This is a genomic window from Rothia aeria (genome assembly GCF_016726365.1).
GTDB lineage: Bacteria > Actinomycetota > Actinomycetes > Actinomycetales > Micrococcaceae > Rothia > Rothia aeria.
Window position 1 is genome coordinate 1,720,559 of sequence record NZ_CP068102.1, and the last position, 17,453, is coordinate 1,738,011.

Below are 17,453 nucleotides of genomic sequence, written 5' to 3' on the forward strand. Positions count from 1 at the left end.
GGCGTTATTTGGGGTATTTCTCCACGCGGCGGTGGTAGATACGGCCGCACATCCCACCCAGGACAGCGCCCAGAAACGACACCCCAATGACGCTAAGAAGCGCCAGGATACCGTTGCTGATGGTGCCCGCCCCAAAGAACTGCTGGGCCGCCAGCGGCGAATAGCTGCCGGGGGAGAACGCGTGAGGCATGACATAGGTGAAAATCGTGGCGGTCGCGCACCCGAGGATCTGCCACAGGCACACCGACACACCCTGTTTAGCGCCCGCAAACCGTGCCATTCGTCCGGCGGTGTACCCTCCCGCGAGGTACGCCAACAGGTAGATCACCCCCACCGTGATTAAAAAGGTGAGCGCATCCGCCTCACCCTCGGAAAAATGTTGCAGGGTTTCGGCTATGGGGTGCGTGAGCGTACCCGTGGGGAGAACCATAATGGTTTCCGCCAGCCAGGTGAAAAAGCTGAGAGCCGAGAGTGCGACCATCCACCCCATGAGCCCCGGAAACACCTGCAAACGCCCGAAGTGTTCCCGCTGCGCCTCTAGCGGAGCCATGGCAACCACGCCTTCCGGTGGCTGTTCCCACGCCTCTAAAGGTTCCGGGGGCCCGCCGTGGGGAGCACTGCGGTTTGCGTTGTGCGGGTCTGGTGCGGGCGCAGCATCCGGGTGGAGGGCGCCCGTGGTGGGGGTATTAAGCCAGGCCAGCTCCTCGTCGCCGCTGGTAGCATCCACTCCCGGCCCCGCCGCGTTCTGCGCGGAAGAGCCGAACTGTTCAGGTGCGGGTTCATGCCCGTTAGGGAACCGGCCGCCAAGGGAGAGTGTGGGCTCATCATCGTCATACTGCGGTGCGCGGGCCTGCTGGGGCGCCTCGAAATCGTCACCGAACGCCACGGTGGGCTCATGAACATATGCAAGGCCCTGAGTGTTACCGTGATCGCGTCCCTGCTGATACGGTTCAGCTGCGCGCCGGGCCTTGGCGCCGGGCCGTGCGCCCGTGGGAGAGTGCGGGTCGTTAGGGGTCACGTAACCTGGTTTCCTGTCGGTTGCTGATGGGATGCGGTTGGTGTGTTTGGTGGGTGCCTAGTCGATGCTGGCTGTTAGGGAGTCGTAGAACGCCTGCGCCTCAGCGATACTTTGTGCACTGTACTGGTGCGGATGCGCCGGGTGCTCATCGGGGCCAACGGTGCGCACCACGCGCGCCGGGTTGCCCACGACCACCGCATTGGCGGGCACATCTTTCGTGACTACCGACCCCGCCCCAATGACGGCGTTCTCACCGATACTCACCCCACCGAGTATGATTGCGCCGCCGCCGATCCACACGTTATCGCCCACGGTAATCGGCAGCCCGCCCTCCCACAGGTTTTTGCGGTCTTGAGGGTTCACCGGGTGGGTGGGGGTGAGGAACTGGGTGTTTGAACCAACCAGCACGCCGTCGCCGAAATGTACGGGGGCCACATCTAGAATCACGGTGTTGAAATTGAAGAAGCATCCCTCGCCAATGAACGTGTTCACCCCGTAGTCGAACGCCACGGAAGGACGCATAAACGACCCGGCGCCGAACGCGCCAAGGTGCTCACGGAGCACGTGCATCGCCTGGGCGTGCTCACTGCGCGCATAGTACTGTTCGAAGAGTTTGGTCGCCTCATAGATGGTGTCAGAAAGGGCGTGGCATTCGGCGTCAGGCTTGTAGGGGGCGCCGGCGATCATGCGCTTAAAAACGGGGCCGTGCTCGGCCGGTTGCTGGTGGCGGCTCATTGATGTATACCCCCATAGAATAGGTACATGAAGCCGATAATGGCGGCGCCTAGGGCGATAACCACCAGCCCGGCAATGGCGAAACGTTTAGAGATTTCACGCAGCAGCTTCTTAAAATCCTCATCTGAGTAATTCTGACTCATGCCGTTAAGTATCCCAGAAGATACACTGCACGCCCACCCTCTGCGGCTTGGGCGAGTCTGGGTGAATCCGGTGAACCTGCTGGCAATGATCTGCCATTGCGGCCTTGCGGCTTGAGCCGGGCGGCGGCAGAGGGCACAATACAGAACATGACTGACGCACACAACCCTATAGCCACCCCGGATGTGCCCGGGCAGAACCCGCTGGCGCATCGCCCCTGGCTCAAAAATTATTCACCCGGCGTCGCCGCCGATGTTCACCTGTCTGAGACCTCGCTGAGCCACCTGATTGATGATGCTGTCCGCGAGGTTCCCCATAAGGTCGCCCTCGAATTCTTCGGGGCCACCACCACCTACGCCGAACTTGGCAGTCAGATTGACCGTGCCGCTGAAGGGTTGCGCCTGGCCGGGGTGCAGGCGGGGGATCGGGTCGCCCTGATTCTGCCTAACTGTCCGCAGCATATTGTTGCCTTCTACGCGATTCTGCGTCTGGGTGCGATTGTTGTGGAACACAACCCCCTTTACACCGGCGCCGAGCTGCGGCACATGTTTGAGGATCACGGCGCGAAGGCCGCCATCGTGTGGGATAAGATTTCCGGGCATATTACGGGCCTGCCCGCAGACATCAGACCGGCGCATATTTACGCCGTGAACCTTATTAAAGCGATGCCTGCCCTCACCCGTGCAGCGCTCAAACTGCCGATCAAAAAGGCACGCGAGTCCCGCGAAAAACTCGAAGGAGCCGCCCCCGGAACCACCAGCTGGGCGCAGCTGCTCAAGAGCCCGCCGATCGACCCCGACTTTAAACGGCCCACCGCCCACGACGTAGCGCTTCTGCAGTACACCTCCGGCACCACCGGACTGCCCAAGGGCGTGATGCTCACCCACCGCAACCTCGAATCGAACGGGCGCATGGGCGAAGCCTGGATTAAACCCAGCGACGACGAATGCATCTACTCGGTGCTGCCTCTCTTCCACGCCTACGGCATGACCTTGGGCGTAACGATTGCGGCGCTGTGCCGCGCCCGGCTGGTGCTCTTCCCAACCGTCGATATGGGTCTGATTATTAAGGCGATGAAGAAGACCCGCCCCACGATTCTGCCCGCAGTACCGCCGGTCTACCGCCGCCTGATGGATGTCGCCAAAGAGCAGGGCATCTCGCTGCAGGGAGTTCGCTATGCGGTTTCGGGTGCCATGAACCTGCCGCCCGAGCTGGTGGCAGAGTGGGAGGAGGCATCCGGCGGGTACATGGTTGAGGGGTACGGGCTGACCGAGTGCGCGCCGCTCGTCTCATGCAATCCGCTCAACGATACGCGCCGTGCCGGGTCAATCGGTATCCCCTTCCCCTCGACCGATATTCGCGTGGTAGACCCCGAAACCCTTCAGGATGTGCCGCTCGGCGAAGAGGGCGAGCTGTGGGTTTACGGTCCGCAATGTTTCGCCGGGTACTGGAAACGCGAGGAAGACACGCAGAAAACCATTACGGCTGACGGCTGGCTGCGCACCGGCGATATTGTGCGCCTGGACGAAGACTACTTCATTCAAATCGTGGACCGTATTAAGGAAGTCATCATTACCGGCGGGTTCAACGTCTCGCCCACCGAAGTGGAAACCGCCCTGAAACAGCATGATTCCGTGGCGGATGCGGCGGTCGTGGGCATCCCGCAGGCCAGCGGGGGAGAGATGGTGGTCGCCGCCGTGATTCCCGCCGAAGGACACGCGGTTGATGAACATGCGCTGCGCGAGCACTGCTATGCGCGCGTGACCCGCTATAAGGTGCCGCGCAAGATTGTGGCGGTGGACGACCTGCCCCGGTCGATGCTCGGCAAGATTCTGCGCCGCAAGGTACGCGAGCAACTGCTGAACAGCGAAGAATTCAGCCACTAGAGCCGCAGGGTGCTGAGACACGCCCAGTAATAGCTAAATCGCCGGTTTTCCGGCGATTTAGCCGTTAATGAGCGGGTACTAAAAGCCCGGGTGCGGTATCGCCGAAATGTTACGAAATATTGCGAGGGTGACCCTGTGTTTCGCCATGTGATGCCTCGACTACCCAAGCGTAAGCCGGGCATGCTCTAATGGGTAAACACCCCTCCCGGAACCCCGGGAACCACCCGCACAGGAATTTAACCGTGCACGTGGTGGCGCATCGTAAACCCAAACAACAGAAAGTTTCATAGCCGTGAAAAAATTTGTTGCTGCACTGGCAGTTGTACCTCTTGTCTTCAGCCTCGCCGCCTGCGGTTCTTCCTCGAACGGTAACGGTGATAGCAAGAAGATCACCATCGGCGTGGTTGGTAACGAAACCGCGAACCAGGTGCTCAAAGACGAAGCAGCCAAACAGGGCATCACCATTGAGTACAGTGAGTTCACCGACTACGCCCAGCCCAACCCGGCTGTTGACGCGGGCGATAACGACATGAACCGCTTCCAGCACATCGCCTACCTGGCAAACTATAACGTCAGCTCCGGCAAAGACCTGCAGATCGTGGGTTCTACCAATATTTACCCCATGGCTATCTTCTCTAAGAAGCACAAGAAGGTAGATGAGATTCCTCAGGGCGGCACCATCGCCATCCCGAACGACAGCGTGAACGAGGCCCGTGCCCTGCTGCTGCTCAAGGCCCAGAACCTGGTCACCTTCAAATCAGAGGTGCACACCCCCACCCACAATGATATTGACACCGGCAAATCCAAGGTGAAAGTCACCCCGGTAGATGCGGCACAGACCGTGGTCTCCCTGGACTCCGTGGATGCCGCCGTCATTAATAACACCTTCCTTGCGGATGCGGGCCTGAACCCCTCCGATGCGCTCGCCCAGGACGACCCGAACAACCCCGACGCCCGCCGGTACGTGAACCTGTTCGTGGCGCAGAAAGATAAGGTCAACGACGAAACCTACAAGAAAGTCGTTGAAATCTTCCACAGCAAGACCGTGCAGGACGCCGTGAAGGAAGACTCCAAGAACACCGCAGTTGAGGTGAATCTCTCCCAGGATGAGCTGAAAAAAGCGCTCGAAAACGAAGAGGCGGCGCTGAAGAAATAGGTGTAATGCAGTAAGATAGCATACGGCGGAAGCGGTAAACCGGAACGACCCCGCAGGGTGCCCGGCTTACCGCATTTTGCCGTAGACGGGTGGATGCGCCCCGGCACACCCCGAGGCAGGCGCATCCGACCGAACCAGCCACTATCACAGCAAAGAGAGCGTACATTGAGCGAACAGATAGACCCCAGGGATGCACTGACACCCATGGTCACTATCGAACACGTCTCCAAAGTTTTCGGTAAAGGCAAAAAAGCCGTTACCGCAGTCGATGACGTTTCCCTCACCGTTAACCGTGGCGAAATATTCGCCATTATCGGCTATTCTGGCGCGGGAAAGTCAACCCTAGTGCGCCTCATTAATGGCTTGGAAACCACCACCAGCGGCACACTCACCGTGGACGGCTTCGAAATTTCCGGTAAACGTGACCTGGAGCTGCAAAAAGTCCGTACCAATATCGGCATGATTTTTCAGCAGTTCAACCTCATGAACTCCCGTACCGTGGCCAAGAACATTGAGTTCCCCCTCAAGGTCGCCGGGTGGGATAAAGCCGCCCGGAAAAAACGTGTCGCGGAGATGCTGGAATTTGTCGGGCTTACCGAACGCGCCAACTACTACCCCAGTCAGCTGTCGGGTGGGCAGAAACAGCGTGTAGGTATTGCCCGGGCGCTGGCCACGAAACCGGCGCTGCTGCTGGCAGACGAGGCGACCAGCGCCCTTGACCCCGAAACCACGCAGGAAGTGCTTGCCCTGCTGAAAAAAGTGAACCAGGAGCTGGGGATCACTGTTGTCGTCATCACCCACGAGATGGATGTGGTGGCTTCCATCGCCAATAGGGTTGCCGTTATGGAGAACGGCCGCGTGGTGGAAGAAGGGACCGTCTACGACGTGTTCTCAAGCCCGCAGACTGAGGTCGCCAAGCTTTTCGTAGCCACCACCGTCAAACAGGTTCCCACCGGTGAGGACGCCGCCGAACTGCGCAAAAACCATAAGGGCTACCTGGTGAATGTCGAAATTATTGAGGGCAACCAGAAGCTCGGCAAGGTGCTCTCATACCTGAGTGAGAGGCGGGTACGGTTCAATATCGTCCAGGGCGGTATTGAGACTCTGCAAGGTAAAGCCTACGGCACGCTCACCCTCGAACTGCTGGGGGAGGTCACCAGTATTGACGCCGTGGTGGCCGAACTGAAAACTGTGACCCGCGTGAAGGAGGTGCGCTAAATGAACGCACTACTGACGACTGCGCCGCTGGCGGCCTCCACCAGGCCGGTTAACTGGGATACTTTCATCCCCAAAACCCTCGTCCCCGCCATTTTCGACACCCTGTACATGGTCGCAATCACAATGGTGATTGCCGGTTTCCTGGGGCTGCTGCTGGGTGCGCTGCTGTACACCACCCGTGAAGGAAATATCTACCAGAACCGTTTCGTGTACGCAGTGCTGAACGTGCTGGTGAATATTGTGCGGCCCATCCCGTTCATTATTCTGATTGCCGCCTTGGGTCCGCTCACCAGTGCGGTAGTACAGACCCGTTTAGGCCTAAACGCGGCGATTTTCGCCATGAGTTTCGGCGCGTCCTTCGCCATTGCGCGCATTGTGGAGCAGAATATGGTCTCCATCGACCCGGGCGTGGTTGAGGCGGCCCGCGCAATGGGTGCCTCCAGGCTGCGGATTCTGTTCACGGTGATGATCCCCGAAGCGCTCGGGCCGCTGATCCTGGGCTACACCTTCATCGTGATCGGCGTGGTCGATATGTCCGCCATGGCCGGGTACGTGGGCGGTGGCGGCCTGGGTAAGGTCGCCATTGTGGACGGCTACCAGAAGTTCCAGGACCAGATCACCTGGCTGGTTGTTGCGGTCATTATTATTCTGGTGCAGCTGGTGCAGTTCATCGGCAACACCCTGGCGAAGCGGGTGCTGCACCGGTAAACGCCGCTTGGGCGCTGGCCCCTCCCCGGACAGGAGGGTAAGCTTTAGCCCGTAAATACAAAAACTGATGGCCTGTGAAACCTCATGTTTCACGGGCCATCAGTTTTAGTCCTCACATCTGCCTGCAACAAGCCCCGTTTGCTGGGATGTGATCGATGGCGGGCCGCTACCGGTCATCGTCATCGCGCGGGTTAAGCATCCCCGGGCGGTACCGCGGAATCTGCGGTTCAGTGCCTTGACGCTCAGCATAGTCGGTGGGGCGCAGCACCCGCTCATCCTCATCCTTCTGAGTGTAGGCGGCAAGGGCCAGCATGCCGTAGGCCAGCCCCGCAAAGATAAGCGCAGTCATCCCAATCTCAGCCCACATGACCGTGTAGTTGCGGCGCAGATCCTCACCAGTATTCGCGTACAGCACCGGAACAACGGTGAAACTGGCAATCACAGCCCCCACCCCGAACACGGTGATAAGATGCGGCAGCAGCCACCACCGGGAATGCTCCCCCTGCTGCACCGCCTCCTCGCCGGGGGCGCGCAGCACCGCGAACAGGCGGCGGCGCACCGCCACCCAGCACCCCACACCCGCTAAAGACAGCAGCGTGCCAGCAAACGTTGCGGGCAGGGCCGACGCAAACAGCCCGGCACCCGCAATCGCCAGGCCCACCGCCAAGATCATGAGCCCCATCATATTAAAAAGGCGGCGGCGGGCACGGACAGCCAGTACCGCAGACACCTCATCGGGTACGGTGTGCTCCCGAGTGTTCTCGGGGGCATCCCAGAAGGGGCGGTAGTATTCAAGCTCCTCCGGGTCCATCTGATCGAAACGTAACCCGTAGCGGCTCTGCGTTTTGTTTTCCCTACGCGCTGGCGGCGGGGTGCCGGGGCGGTTCGTGCCGGTGCCCGGGGTGTTGTTCTCGCTCATGCGTGTGCCTCCACCAGCGGAGGCTCATCTTCAGGGCTGTGCGCACCCTCCGCAGCACGCGCCCCCTCAAGTGCAGCAACCCAGATGCGGGCCGCATCCCACAGGGCCGGGTCTGTGAACGACTCAAAATACCCGTACCCGGCGGGTGCGCTGGCCGTATCACCATCCGGTACGTAAATCAGCACCTTTGTGCCAGCGTCTCGCGCTGCCTGCGCACCAGCCGCAGAGTCCTCTACGGTGAGCGCATCCGCTGGGTCACAGCCTAGGCGGCGCGCGGCCTCAATATACATGTCCGGGGCGGGCTTACCGTGGGGCACATCCTCACTGCTGACCCAGGTGCGCACCAGCGGGGCGTACCCGTATGTGCGCATCTTAACATCAAGAATCTGCGCCGTGGAGTTTGAAGCGACCGCCACCGGCATATGCTCACTCAGGTACCCCAGGAACCTCTGCGCGCCGGGGATAAGCTCAACACCGGCACTGATCACCTGAGCCTCAATCTCCAGCAGCTCCCCCAGGGTGGCCTGCACATGTGCGCTGTACGCGGCGGTGTCTGTCATATCACCGGCGTAGGTGAACTCGGCTAGGGCTGCGGCAACATCGTGCGCCGATAACCCGGTGAGCCGCTCCTCAAGGTCGGGGGTGAAGGGGATGCCCCACTGCTGAAAAAGCTCGCGCTGCACGCGGTTCCAGGCTGTCTCGGAGTCAAGAAGAACCCCGTCACAATCAAAAACGGCGCATTGGGGGAACCAATTATCGGGCACGGTGTGTTCAAACATGCTCCCATCTTCTCATGTCTTGGAGCTGCCGCGCGTATAAACATTTTTAAACCGCCAAAAGCGGGTATTGCCCGAGAAACTGAGATTCTCTCACCTTCTCGGGCCAAGATCATCTGCTCACGGAAATGAGAGATATAGTAACATTACTACAATTGTGTTTTGGGGGAGAGAAAACTATGACGACTACAGTATCAGCACGCGAATTTAACCAGAATGCCAGCGCCGCCCTGCGCCTGGCTGCAGAAGAACCCGTCTTTATTACCAAACGCGGCACACCGACCAACGTTATTTTGAGTATTGAAGACTATCAACGACTGACCCAACCGCAGCCTCGGCGTTCCTTGGCGGATGCGCTTTCCACCATGTCGGCAGAGGCGGGCGAGATTGATTTTGAGATTGACCGCGAACCGAGCACCCCAAACCCGCACCGCGAGGTAGACTTCGCAGAAGACGGCGACTTTTTCGGCAGCGAGGAGAACTAATCCGTGTACCTTGCCGATGCAAACGTGATCTCCGAACTGCGTAAATACCGCTCGGGCAGAATACATCCTTCGGTGCGCCATTGGGTGGAACACGTAGACGTGAACGACGTGTATATCAGCGTGATTAGCATGATGAAGATTCGTACAGGAATCCTGCGGCATGCCCGTAAAGATGCGGCTCAGGCTCAGATTCTGCAGCAATGGTTCTCTCATGAGCTTGCGCCGGAGTTTGCCGGGCGCATCCTGCCGGTTTCTTTAGAGGTTGCCCTCACCTGCGCTGAACTCCACGTGCTGCATAAGAAATCAGAATACGATGCGCTGATCGGCGCCACTGCCAGGGAACACCACCTGATGCTGGTGACTCGTAACGTTGCAGATTTTCAGGGTATGGGTCTCGATATTCTCAACCCGTTCGAATTCCACGTATAGTGCATGCCGTGAGAATAGGAGGAAGCGGAAATTCACGGGAAATAGCCAGCTTCAGGATGCCCTCCCCTCGGTGCAGCGGGGTGATACTAGAAAACATGGCAAACGAATACCCCCACGAACAGACCGACAACACCACTGACAAAAAACCACCCCACCGGGACACCAGCCACCGGGAGGCCGCATCGGCCCCACCGAACGAGCCGCCCCTAACCGGCGACCAGACACCACCTAACGGGCCCGACACACATAACGGTTCAGGCCCGCCTGAACCCACGGAAACCACACACGCCCCGGCCCCAGGCACACCCCCGCAGCCTGCCCCCGAAGAGCACACCGCAGCATACCCGCAGCCGCATCCTGGGGCAGCCCACGCCAACCCTGCCCCAAACACCGGGGCACCCACCCCGGACATGCCGCCCGCCCAGCAGGGGTACGGTGCGTACCCGCCGCCAGTGGCCGGGGCCGTCATCTCTGCACGTGGCCTCATTAAATCCTACGGCCCCAACACCGTACTGCGCGGGGTATCCCTCGACATCTACCCCGGCGAATCCGTGGCCATTATGGGGCCCTCCGGCTCCGGGAAAACCACCCTGCTGCACGTGCTCTCAGGCATTATTAAGGCAGACGCTGGCACCGTGCACATTAACACCGGCACGCACAACACCGCGCATGCTGGAGCCCCAACTGAGCTGAGCTCCCTCACCGAAAAACAGCGCACCGCCCTACGGGCCGGCAGCTTCGGGTTCATCTTCCAGCAAGGGCTGCTCGTACCCGAACTCACCACCGAAGAAAACGTGGCGCTCGCCGCCATGCTCGCCGGGACACCGCGTGAGCAGGCGAGCATGGCCGCGACGCACCTTCTGTCCCAGCTGGGTCTGGGGACGATGCTGCAGCGGCGCATCGGTGAGCTGTCCGGCGGGCAAGCCCAGCGCGTGGCTATCGCCCGTTCCCAGGTGACCGGCGCGCCCATCACCTTCGCCGACGAGCCCACCGGGGCGCTTGATACTGCCACCGCGCAGGAGGTTATGAACCTGCTGCTGGCCCTCATCCCGCAGCAGGGCAAAACCCTGGTGATTGTCACCCACGACCCGAATATTGCGGCGCAGTGTTCCCGCACGATCCACCTGCTTGACGGGCAGATCGTGCACGACAGCCAGCACCCCGCCCAGCCCCGGCAGGAAGGTACACACTAATGCAGACCTTCACGATGCTCGCCCGCCGCACCCTACCCACCACGCAGGCAGTCATGCCGGTGCTCGCCTTTGCAGCATCCGCGGCGTTGACCCTGCTGGTAGCGGGCGGTATTCAAGCGTTTCACCTGTGGCTGGGCGACCCGAGCCTGCCCGGCCGTGGGGCGCAGAGCCACCCGAGCAACTACTTACAGTCGGCGTATATTCTGCTCGCGTGGGCCAGCGGGTTCCTGCTGCTCACCCCACTGTTCACGCTCGGGGCCTCCGCAGCACGGCTGAGCGCACGCCGCCGCGATGACCGCCTGGCGACCCTGCGGCTGCTGGGCGCGTCCACGGGGCGTATTACGCTCTACACTGTGGCTGAGGCGCTGATTTATGCGACCGTCGGGTTCTTCATCGGTTTTGTGCTCTATCTGGTGCTGACTATTCCGTTTGGGATGCTGCATTTTCTGGACACCCCGCTGGGGGCGCATAATATGATCCTGCCGGCGCATCTGGTATTTGCCTGCTATGTGGGGTGCCTGGTGATTGCGGCGTTGAGTTCGCTGTTTGGCCTCTCAAAGGTGACTATTAGCCCGCTGGGGGTCCGCACCCGCGCTAATGCACCGAAAGCGGGTATTGTGTTCCTCATCGCTGGCCTGGCGGTTTTGGTCTTAGGCTTCATCGGGGCGCAGCTGGTGTTGAAGATCCTACGCGCAAGTGTGGGCGATGGGACTTTTGGGACAGCCATGTCTGTGATGTTTGTGCTGCTGATTCTGACCCTCATTGTGGTGTTCCCGCTGGTGCTGGGCATGATTGCGGTGGACCTGCTCGGCGGTTTTACCGTGTGGCTGTACGCGACGATTCGGGTGCGTATCGCCCGCACCCCCGCAGCTTTGTTGGCATGGCGGGCGGTTCTGGAATCGCCGCGCGCCGCCTGGCGGCAGGTCTCCGGGGTGGCCATGACCACGTTCATTGCGGCCCTGATAGGCCCCGTGCTGGGGCAGCTGTTTCGTGAATCCACGTCGCAGGCTAGGAGGAACGTGCAGGATGATACACTGCTGAACGATATGTGGCAGGGCCTGTTCCTGCTCATGTTCCTCTCCTACCTGCTGGTGGCGCTCTCGGCGCTGCTGAACCAGTCCGCCGCCATCTATGAACGCGGATCGCTGTACTCCTCCCTACGAATGATGGGCACCGAAGCAGCAGTACTCAAACGGTCGAGGCGCATTGTGGTCTTCGGCCCGCTGCTGTTAGTGAGTACGCTCTCAGGGCTGTTGGCGTTGGTACTGTTCGGTCTCATTGCTCGGTCGGGTGTGGAACCACGGTTTCTGCTCCAGTCACTGGGCATGATTGTGGTTGCTATTGTGCTGGGTATGGGTCTGGTGTTCGCGTCGCTGGCAGCCACCGGGCCCGTCATGGAGCGGGTGAGCCGTAAACCAGTCTCGGCGGTATAACGTCCTCTTTCCTTAACCGCAAGAAGCGGGTTTTTAGCCCAGAACCCGCTTCTCGCGGAATAATGCGGAACAACGCAGGGGTATCCGTAAACGCACTATAACGGTTCATGTAATGCGGTTTCCTCTGAAGAGGCTGGGGGAGCGTCTGCGTTGTGGCAGAGTCCATGAAGTGTTGAGCGCGGTCAAGGGGTTTATCGGGCGGATGCGGCTCTCATAAAAGAGCGCCTCGTTGTGGAGGTCGATGGGGCGCTCAAATATTCAGAGCGGGCAGGATGTTCCGGATGAGAAAACCCGTGAGGACGCCATCCGCCTGGAGGGGTGGGAACTTGTGAGATCCACGGGGGAGGATGTGCTGCATCCGGGCCGTACGGAGCAGAAACTACTTACAACTACCTACAGCGTAGAGGTATTTGTTAACTTCACGAGAAGCGGGTTTTTGATTGAAAACCCGCTTCTCGTTGTCAGGGGGAGCCGCTACACCGCCGAGACCGGTTTGCGGCTGATCTGTTCCATGACGGGTCCGGTTGCCGCCAACGCTGCGAATACCAGCCCCAGCCCCACCGCAATCGAACCAAATACCAGTGCTGCGGTGTACAGCAGCCCCGTCCCGGTGAGCGCCGAACCAAGCATCAGCACGAATAGGGGCAACGCCACCGCCGCAGACATGCAGCTCACCAGCAGCAGCGGCCCGAAAACCACAATGCGCCTTGAACGTTTCAAAACCGCAGCTTCGGTGCCCATCATTCGCAGGGAGGAGTACAGCGATCCGCGCTCATAGATAGCGGCGGACTGGTTGAGCAGCGCCGAGAGCGCCACCAGCAGGTAGGACAGGAACAGCACCAGCACCAGGCCCTGAAGCATATCCCCAATAAGATAGGATTCCGCCGAGCCTTCATCCACACCCGATGCGGAATTGACCATGCCCAGAATTGGCCCCATGAACGCGGCAATGAACGTGGTCATGGCCACCCCGGAGACCTGCCGCCAAGCGGTGCGCGGCGACTCCAAAATGGAGCGGTAGGCCAGCAGGGTTGCGGGGGTGCGGGCGGTGCGAACCCGAATGCGGGCGTACAGACCCACCACGAACCCGCCGATCAGGTCTACGGCGAGCATTGTAAGCAGGATCGGCAGCCCAAACATGATGGCAATTACCAGTACCAGCACAAACCCGTTCGCCCCCATAGAATCGGCGGCGAGGTTCATGATGACCTGGGACGCAATCGCCCCGATGAACCCCACCACGAGGAGCACACCGCCCAGAATGAGGGTGCGTTTGCCCAAAGACGGCTTATCCGAACGGGTGCGTACCCCCAGCGGGCTAATGGTCACCTTCGAGAGCCCAAAGAGTGAACTGGTTGCGGCAATGATCAGGCACACAAGCCCGCAGGCCAGCACGATAGGCAACGGCAGCAGCATATTTTCGGGGCCCAGGGGGATGTTCTGGAAGCGCAGCATCCCGAAGGGCAGCACCAGAATCAGGTACACGATAAACCCGAGAACGAACCCAACCGCAGCGTAGATCACGGAATCGAGCATGGTGTAGAGGGTAAGCTGCCGGGTGGATGCCCCCAGTAGCCGCAGGGTTGCCAGGCGGTCGTCGCGGCGGCGTGCGCTCAGCCGTGCCGCGGAGGCCCCGAGCGTGAACAGCGGGGTGAGCAGCAGGAACCCGCTGACCCAGGCAAGCATCAGGTACAGCGGCTGCAGCGTGTGCGCCGTGTTTTTGGTGCCGGAACCCGCCTCGACCGAGGTGGCCGTGCTGGCGTCCCCACCCAGCCACAGGTAGAAGGCGTGAATACCTCCGGCGATCAGCAGAAAGAGCGCTGCGGATGCGGCAAAGGCGAGCACCGGCAGGGTTGCCTGTGAGGTGGGTAGGGTGCGGCGTGCGAGAAGTTTGAAGGTCTGCATCGCTAGGGCCTTTCTAGGCGGTTTCAGTGCTGCCGGGTGCGGTGGCGTGTGCGGCGGGTTGGTCTGCGGGGCGTGCCTCTTCCACAATCTGCCCGTCGCGCAGGTGGATGATTCGTGAGCACCGCTGGGCCACCTGCGGGTCGTGGGTGACAATCACTAGGGTTTTGCCCTGCTGCGGGATGAGGGCCAGCAGCAGCGCCATGACTTCGTGGGCGGTGGTGGTGTCGAGTGCGCCGGTGGGTTCGTCGGCGAAGGTGATGGGGGCGCCGGTCACCTGGGAGCGGGCGATGGCTACGCGCTGGGCTTGGCCGCCGGACAGCTCACCGATGCGGCATTGGAGTTTGTCGCCGAGCCCGAGCTTGGTGAGCAGGTCAACGGCGGCTACTCGCGCCTGTGCGCGGCCGCCTCCGGCGAGCATGGCGGCGAGCGCCACGTTTTCTTCGGTGGTGAGTTCGGGTACGAGCAGCCCTTGTTGGAAGATGAACCCGAAGCTGCCAGCCCGCAGTGCGGTGCGCTGTTTTTCGGTGAGGGAGCTCAGATCCACCGTGTTCGGGCCTGTCCCGGGGTGTGGGGTGGTGATGTGCACGGACCCTGAGTCCATGGTGATAATGCCTGCCAGTGCGTGCAGCAGGGTGGTTTTCCCGGAGCCGGAGGGGCCCATAATGGCCACGGATTCGCCGGGGTAGATGTCGAGGGATACCCCGCGCAGTACGGTGTTGGGGCCGTAGGTTTTGGTGACTGAGCGTGCGGAGATAACGGGTGCTGCGGTGCCAGGTGCCGAGGTGGAGGCAGCTGGCCCCGCAGCGGTGGGTACCGGCGCGTCCGGGGCGGGGCGCGCCGGTACGGCCCCGGCCGCCGAGGTGGGGGCAGCCGGGGAAGCGTGTGGTGGTTGGGTGGGGGCTGGGGGTCCCGCGTGGGGTGCTTGTGGTGCTGGGGCATATTGTGGCCCCGGGCGGGCCGCTGGGGCATGCTGGGGCGCATTCGGCTGTGCGGTGTGCGCCGTGCTGTGGTGGGCCCCGTCATACGCGTATGTAGTGGAGGGGGCTGTGCCGCGGGCGGCGGGGGCAAAGGGTGATGCGGTTAGGCCGTTGCTGGGGGTGTATTCGTTGTTCATAGTCCCAGTATTTCAGGGCGCAGGGGGTGTTTTTATGCCCCTGGGGGATGATATTTTCGCCTTCTGTACGGGGGTTTTCGGCGGCATCTCATCCTTAGGGTGGAGACGCCGGGGCGGGGTCCTCACCCTACGGTATGACGTGGGGAAGTACTGAGGTGTTGACGATGTGGGTTTAAGGCTTCTGGCCGGTGGTGTTTGCCTGCTGGGGCCGCGCAGGGTAGGACAGGTACGCGGGGAAGCCAGCCTGTGAGAATCCCACAAATTCTCACTTAAGCCAAAGCTTTAGAAGGAAATTCATGCATAATTGAGGGCATGACTATCACTCATGGCTCATTACAACATCCTAATTCTGACGGCGCGCAGATCGGCAGCGGCGCCTCTCACCCCGAAACCGCGCAGCCTCCGCAGAACTTGCAGGCTGCCCCCGACCGGGGCAATAGCAGACAGGAGAACGCCGCAGAGCACAGTGCTAAGACGCACCCTGCCGGGCGTATCCTCATGCTGCGGCATGGGCTGACTGACTGGAATATTGAGCACCGCTTCCAGGGCAATACCGATATTCCGCTGAACGATGCTGGGCGCGAGCAGGTGCGCGGCGCCCTGACTGAGTTCGCCGCCCTTGCCTCCGACGGTGTGCCGGTGGATGGGGTGGTGTCTTCCCCGCTGGTGCGCGCGGTTGAGAGTGGGAAGATCATTGCTGAGGGCTTGGGGGTGCCGTATTTGGGTGCCTATGAGGGCCTGCAGGAGCGCGGCTTCGGCGAGCTGGAGGGCCTGGTGGCCACCCCCGAGCTGGTGGCGGATGCCCGCAGCGGTGCGAACCCGACGGTTGAGCCGCGTGAGGAGTTTGTGGCGCGTGCCTTGACGGCGTTTAACCGTGTGCGTGCGGCGCATCCGGGGAAGAATATTGTGGTGGCCACGCACGGTATGCTGATTGCGGTGACCATGACTGTGCTTCTTGAACATGAGCACCCTGAGGCGCTGACGGTGGACGGTATTTACCCGATCCCGCCGAACGCCTCAATTACGCAGCTTCCCACGGCGCTGCTGGATGCGGCGATTGACCGGCACGTGGTCACGCACAGCGAGGGCGATGTGGGCCCCGAGCCGCTGCCTGAGGGTCTTGCTGGCGGCACGCTCACGCTGATTCGGCACGGGCAGACCGACTGGAATAAGAACCGGCTGATGCAGGGCGTGAGCGATATTCCGTTGAATGAGACTGGGCGTCAGCAGGCGCATGAGACCGGGGCGAAGCTGCAGCAGATGGGGCTGAGCTATGACCGGGTGCTTTCTTCCCCGTTATCGCGTGCCCACGAAACCGCGCAGCGTGTGGGGGAGTTTTTTGGGCTCACGGTGAGCCAAACGTACCCCGAGCTGGTGGAGCGGGCGTATGGTGCTGCGGAGGGTAAGAACATTCCCGACTATGAATCTGATGCCCCCGACCGTTTTTACCCCGGAGTGGAGACGGAACGTGACCTGTATGTGCGGGCGGTGCGTGCCCTGCGTGAGGTGGTGCGCCAGTACCCGGGGGAGCGGCTGATGGTGGTTTCGCATGGCAGCCTGATTCGCCGTGCTATTTCGGCGGCGCAGGGGTATGAGCATACGCAGGAGGTACCAAACGCGCAACCGCTTGAGGTTGATATTGCGGGGCTGTTCGCCTGGGATTCGCGGAGGTATTTCGGTGACTAACAGGGATGCTTTTGGCGCCGTCACCTTCCGGGGCGCTGAACATCTCACCGATAGTCACACGTATTCGTCTGCTGTTTCCTATCCGCCGCGTTCTGCGCGTTATGCACGCCTGTGGCGGTGGGCTCTTATTGTTCTGTTTGTGGCCTACCTGTGTGTGGTGGGTTCTATTGTGTTTGCGCCCGTGCACGTTGATTCGGGTGAGGCCGGCGGCAGCCTGCGCGAGTTTTTGGAGCGCGGCCACGCCCAGGGGTGGCTGCCGGGGCTCATCACCTATGAGAGTGTTGAGCGGGCTGCGAATGTGGTGATGTTTTTCCCGTCCGGGGTGCTGCTGGGGCTGCTGCTGCCGCGCGGGGCGTACCCGTACATTATGGTGGGCGGGTACGTGGCGTCGTTGGGCATTGAGAGCATTCAGCATATGATGCCGAACCGTACGGCGGATGTGTCGGATGTGCTGATGAACGGCACCGGCACCCTGCTGGGGGTGCTTGCGGTGCGTGCCGGTGCCGCCGTGTGGGGTCGGCTGCGGCGGGGTACCACTGAACCTGAAGGGGGCCGCGGTTTCGGGTAGGCCGTAGCGGCGTATCGGGGCGGCTGCTGGCTGGTTCTTGGGTGTGGTTTCCTGACCGGGTGCACCGGGCGGTGTGCCGGTGG

17 protein-coding genes are annotated in these 17,453 nt (G+C 61.2%); 10 read left to right on the top strand and 7 right to left on the bottom strand.

The annotated features are described in order from the left end of the window. Positions 1-4: 4 nt before the first annotated feature. The 3 genes from I6I94_RS07445 to I6I94_RS07455 are packed head-to-tail and all read right to left on the bottom strand — an operon-like array spanning position 5 to position 1,896. Positions 5-1,018, bottom strand: a complete 1,014-nt coding sequence (locus I6I94_RS07445) for a YrzE family protein (protein ID WP_128087129.1) — start codon at positions 1,016-1,018, stop codon at positions 5-7. 57 nt (positions 1,019-1,075) lie between these two features. Next, a complete protein-coding gene (locus I6I94_RS07450) occupies positions 1,076-1,753 on the bottom strand; it encodes a sugar O-acetyltransferase (RefSeq protein ID WP_201620567.1) in 678 nt (225 codons plus the stop codon). Further along, positions 1,750-1,896, bottom strand: coding sequence for a hypothetical protein (locus I6I94_RS07455; protein ID WP_006887003.1), 147 nt, complete (start codon positions 1,894-1,896; stop codon positions 1,750-1,752). Before I6I94_RS07455 ends, I6I94_RS07450 begins: the two co-directional genes overlap by 4 nt. Before the next feature lie 147 nt (positions 1,897-2,043). Here I6I94_RS07455 and I6I94_RS07460 point away from each other — a divergent pair, with 147 nt between their 5' ends. From I6I94_RS07460 to I6I94_RS07475, 4 genes are all read left to right on the top strand, one after another. Then, the gene (locus I6I94_RS07460; RefSeq protein WP_128087128.1) at positions 2,044-3,780 is read left to right on the top strand and encodes a long-chain-fatty-acid--CoA ligase; all 1,737 of its coding nucleotides are present in this window, start codon (positions 2,044-2,046) and stop codon (positions 3,778-3,780) included. Positions 3,781-4,072: 292 nt separating this feature from the next. Beyond that, positions 4,073-4,936 (top strand): MetQ/NlpA family ABC transporter substrate-binding protein, encoded by an 864-nt coding sequence (locus I6I94_RS07465; RefSeq protein ID WP_006887089.1) that lies wholly within the window; start codon positions 4,073-4,075, stop codon positions 4,934-4,936. Between the two features lie 204 nt (positions 4,937-5,140). After that, entirely contained in the window at positions 5,141-6,154 is a 1,014-nt protein-coding gene (locus I6I94_RS07470) for a methionine ABC transporter ATP-binding protein (protein ID WP_037236226.1), read from the top strand. Continuing rightward, a complete protein-coding gene (locus I6I94_RS07475) occupies positions 6,155-6,862 on the top strand; it encodes a methionine ABC transporter permease (RefSeq protein ID WP_006887028.1) in 708 nt (235 codons plus the stop codon). Positions 6,863-7,028: 166 nt separating this feature from the next. On the opposite strand, the gene I6I94_RS07480 is transcribed toward I6I94_RS07475, so the two are convergent. Both I6I94_RS07480 and I6I94_RS07485 read right to left on the bottom strand, forming a co-directional pair. Beyond that, positions 7,029-7,781 carry a Bax inhibitor-1/YccA family protein gene (locus I6I94_RS07480; RefSeq protein WP_128087126.1) on the bottom strand — a complete coding sequence of 251 codons (753 nt, stop codon included), beginning with the start codon at positions 7,779-7,781 and terminating at the stop codon, positions 7,029-7,031. Continuing rightward, positions 7,778-8,560 carry an HAD family hydrolase gene (locus tag I6I94_RS07485; protein WP_201620568.1) on the bottom strand — a complete coding sequence of 261 codons (783 nt, stop codon included), beginning with the start codon at positions 8,558-8,560 and terminating at the stop codon, positions 7,778-7,780. Before I6I94_RS07485 ends, I6I94_RS07480 begins: the two co-directional genes overlap by 4 nt. Positions 8,561-8,736: 176 nt before the next feature. Between I6I94_RS07485 and I6I94_RS07490 the strand changes: the two genes are divergently transcribed. The 4 genes from I6I94_RS07490 to I6I94_RS07505 all read left to right on the top strand — a co-directional run bounded on the left by I6I94_RS07490 (position 8,737) and on the right by I6I94_RS07505 (position 12,097). After that, positions 8,737-9,042 (top strand): type II toxin-antitoxin system Phd/YefM family antitoxin, encoded by a 306-nt coding sequence (locus I6I94_RS07490; protein WP_094758395.1) that lies wholly within the window; start codon positions 8,737-8,739, stop codon positions 9,040-9,042. 3 nt (positions 9,043-9,045) lie between these two features. Next, positions 9,046-9,471, top strand: coding sequence for a type II toxin-antitoxin system VapC family toxin (locus I6I94_RS07495; RefSeq protein WP_128087125.1), 426 nt, complete (start codon positions 9,046-9,048; stop codon positions 9,469-9,471). A 95-nt stretch (positions 9,472-9,566) separates the two neighbouring features. Then, on the top strand, positions 9,567-10,664 hold the full coding sequence (locus tag I6I94_RS07500; protein WP_128087124.1) for an ABC transporter ATP-binding protein: 1,098 nt from the start codon (positions 9,567-9,569) through the stop codon (positions 10,662-10,664). Further along, positions 10,664-12,097 (top strand): FtsX-like permease family protein, encoded by a 1,434-nt coding sequence (locus tag I6I94_RS07505; RefSeq protein WP_128087123.1) that lies wholly within the window; start codon positions 10,664-10,666, stop codon positions 12,095-12,097. Before I6I94_RS07500 ends, I6I94_RS07505 begins: the two co-directional genes overlap by 1 nt. Before the next feature lie 474 nt (positions 12,098-12,571). Here the strand turns inward: I6I94_RS07505 and I6I94_RS07510 are convergent, their stop codons facing one another. Both I6I94_RS07510 and I6I94_RS07515 read right to left on the bottom strand, forming a co-directional pair. Further along, complete coding sequence (locus I6I94_RS07510; RefSeq protein WP_201620569.1) at positions 12,572-14,002, bottom strand: FtsX-like permease family protein; 1,431 nt, start codon at positions 14,000-14,002, stop codon at positions 12,572-12,574. Between the two features lie 13 nt (positions 14,003-14,015). Then, a complete protein-coding gene (locus I6I94_RS07515) occupies positions 14,016-15,116 on the bottom strand; it encodes an ABC transporter ATP-binding protein (RefSeq protein WP_128087122.1) in 1,101 nt (366 codons plus the stop codon). Between the two features lie 312 nt (positions 15,117-15,428). On the opposite strand from I6I94_RS07515, the gene I6I94_RS07520 reads away from it, so the two are divergent. Continuing rightward, the gene (locus I6I94_RS07520; protein ID WP_201620570.1) at positions 15,429-16,802 is read left to right on the top strand and encodes a histidine phosphatase family protein; all 1,374 of its coding nucleotides are present in this window, start codon (positions 15,429-15,431) and stop codon (positions 16,800-16,802) included. Then, positions 16,795-17,370 (top strand): VanZ family protein, encoded by a 576-nt coding sequence (locus tag I6I94_RS07525; RefSeq protein ID WP_172425630.1) that lies wholly within the window; start codon positions 16,795-16,797, stop codon positions 17,368-17,370. Before I6I94_RS07520 ends, I6I94_RS07525 begins: the two co-directional genes overlap by 8 nt. The last annotated feature ends 83 nt before the right edge of the window (positions 17,371-17,453 follow it).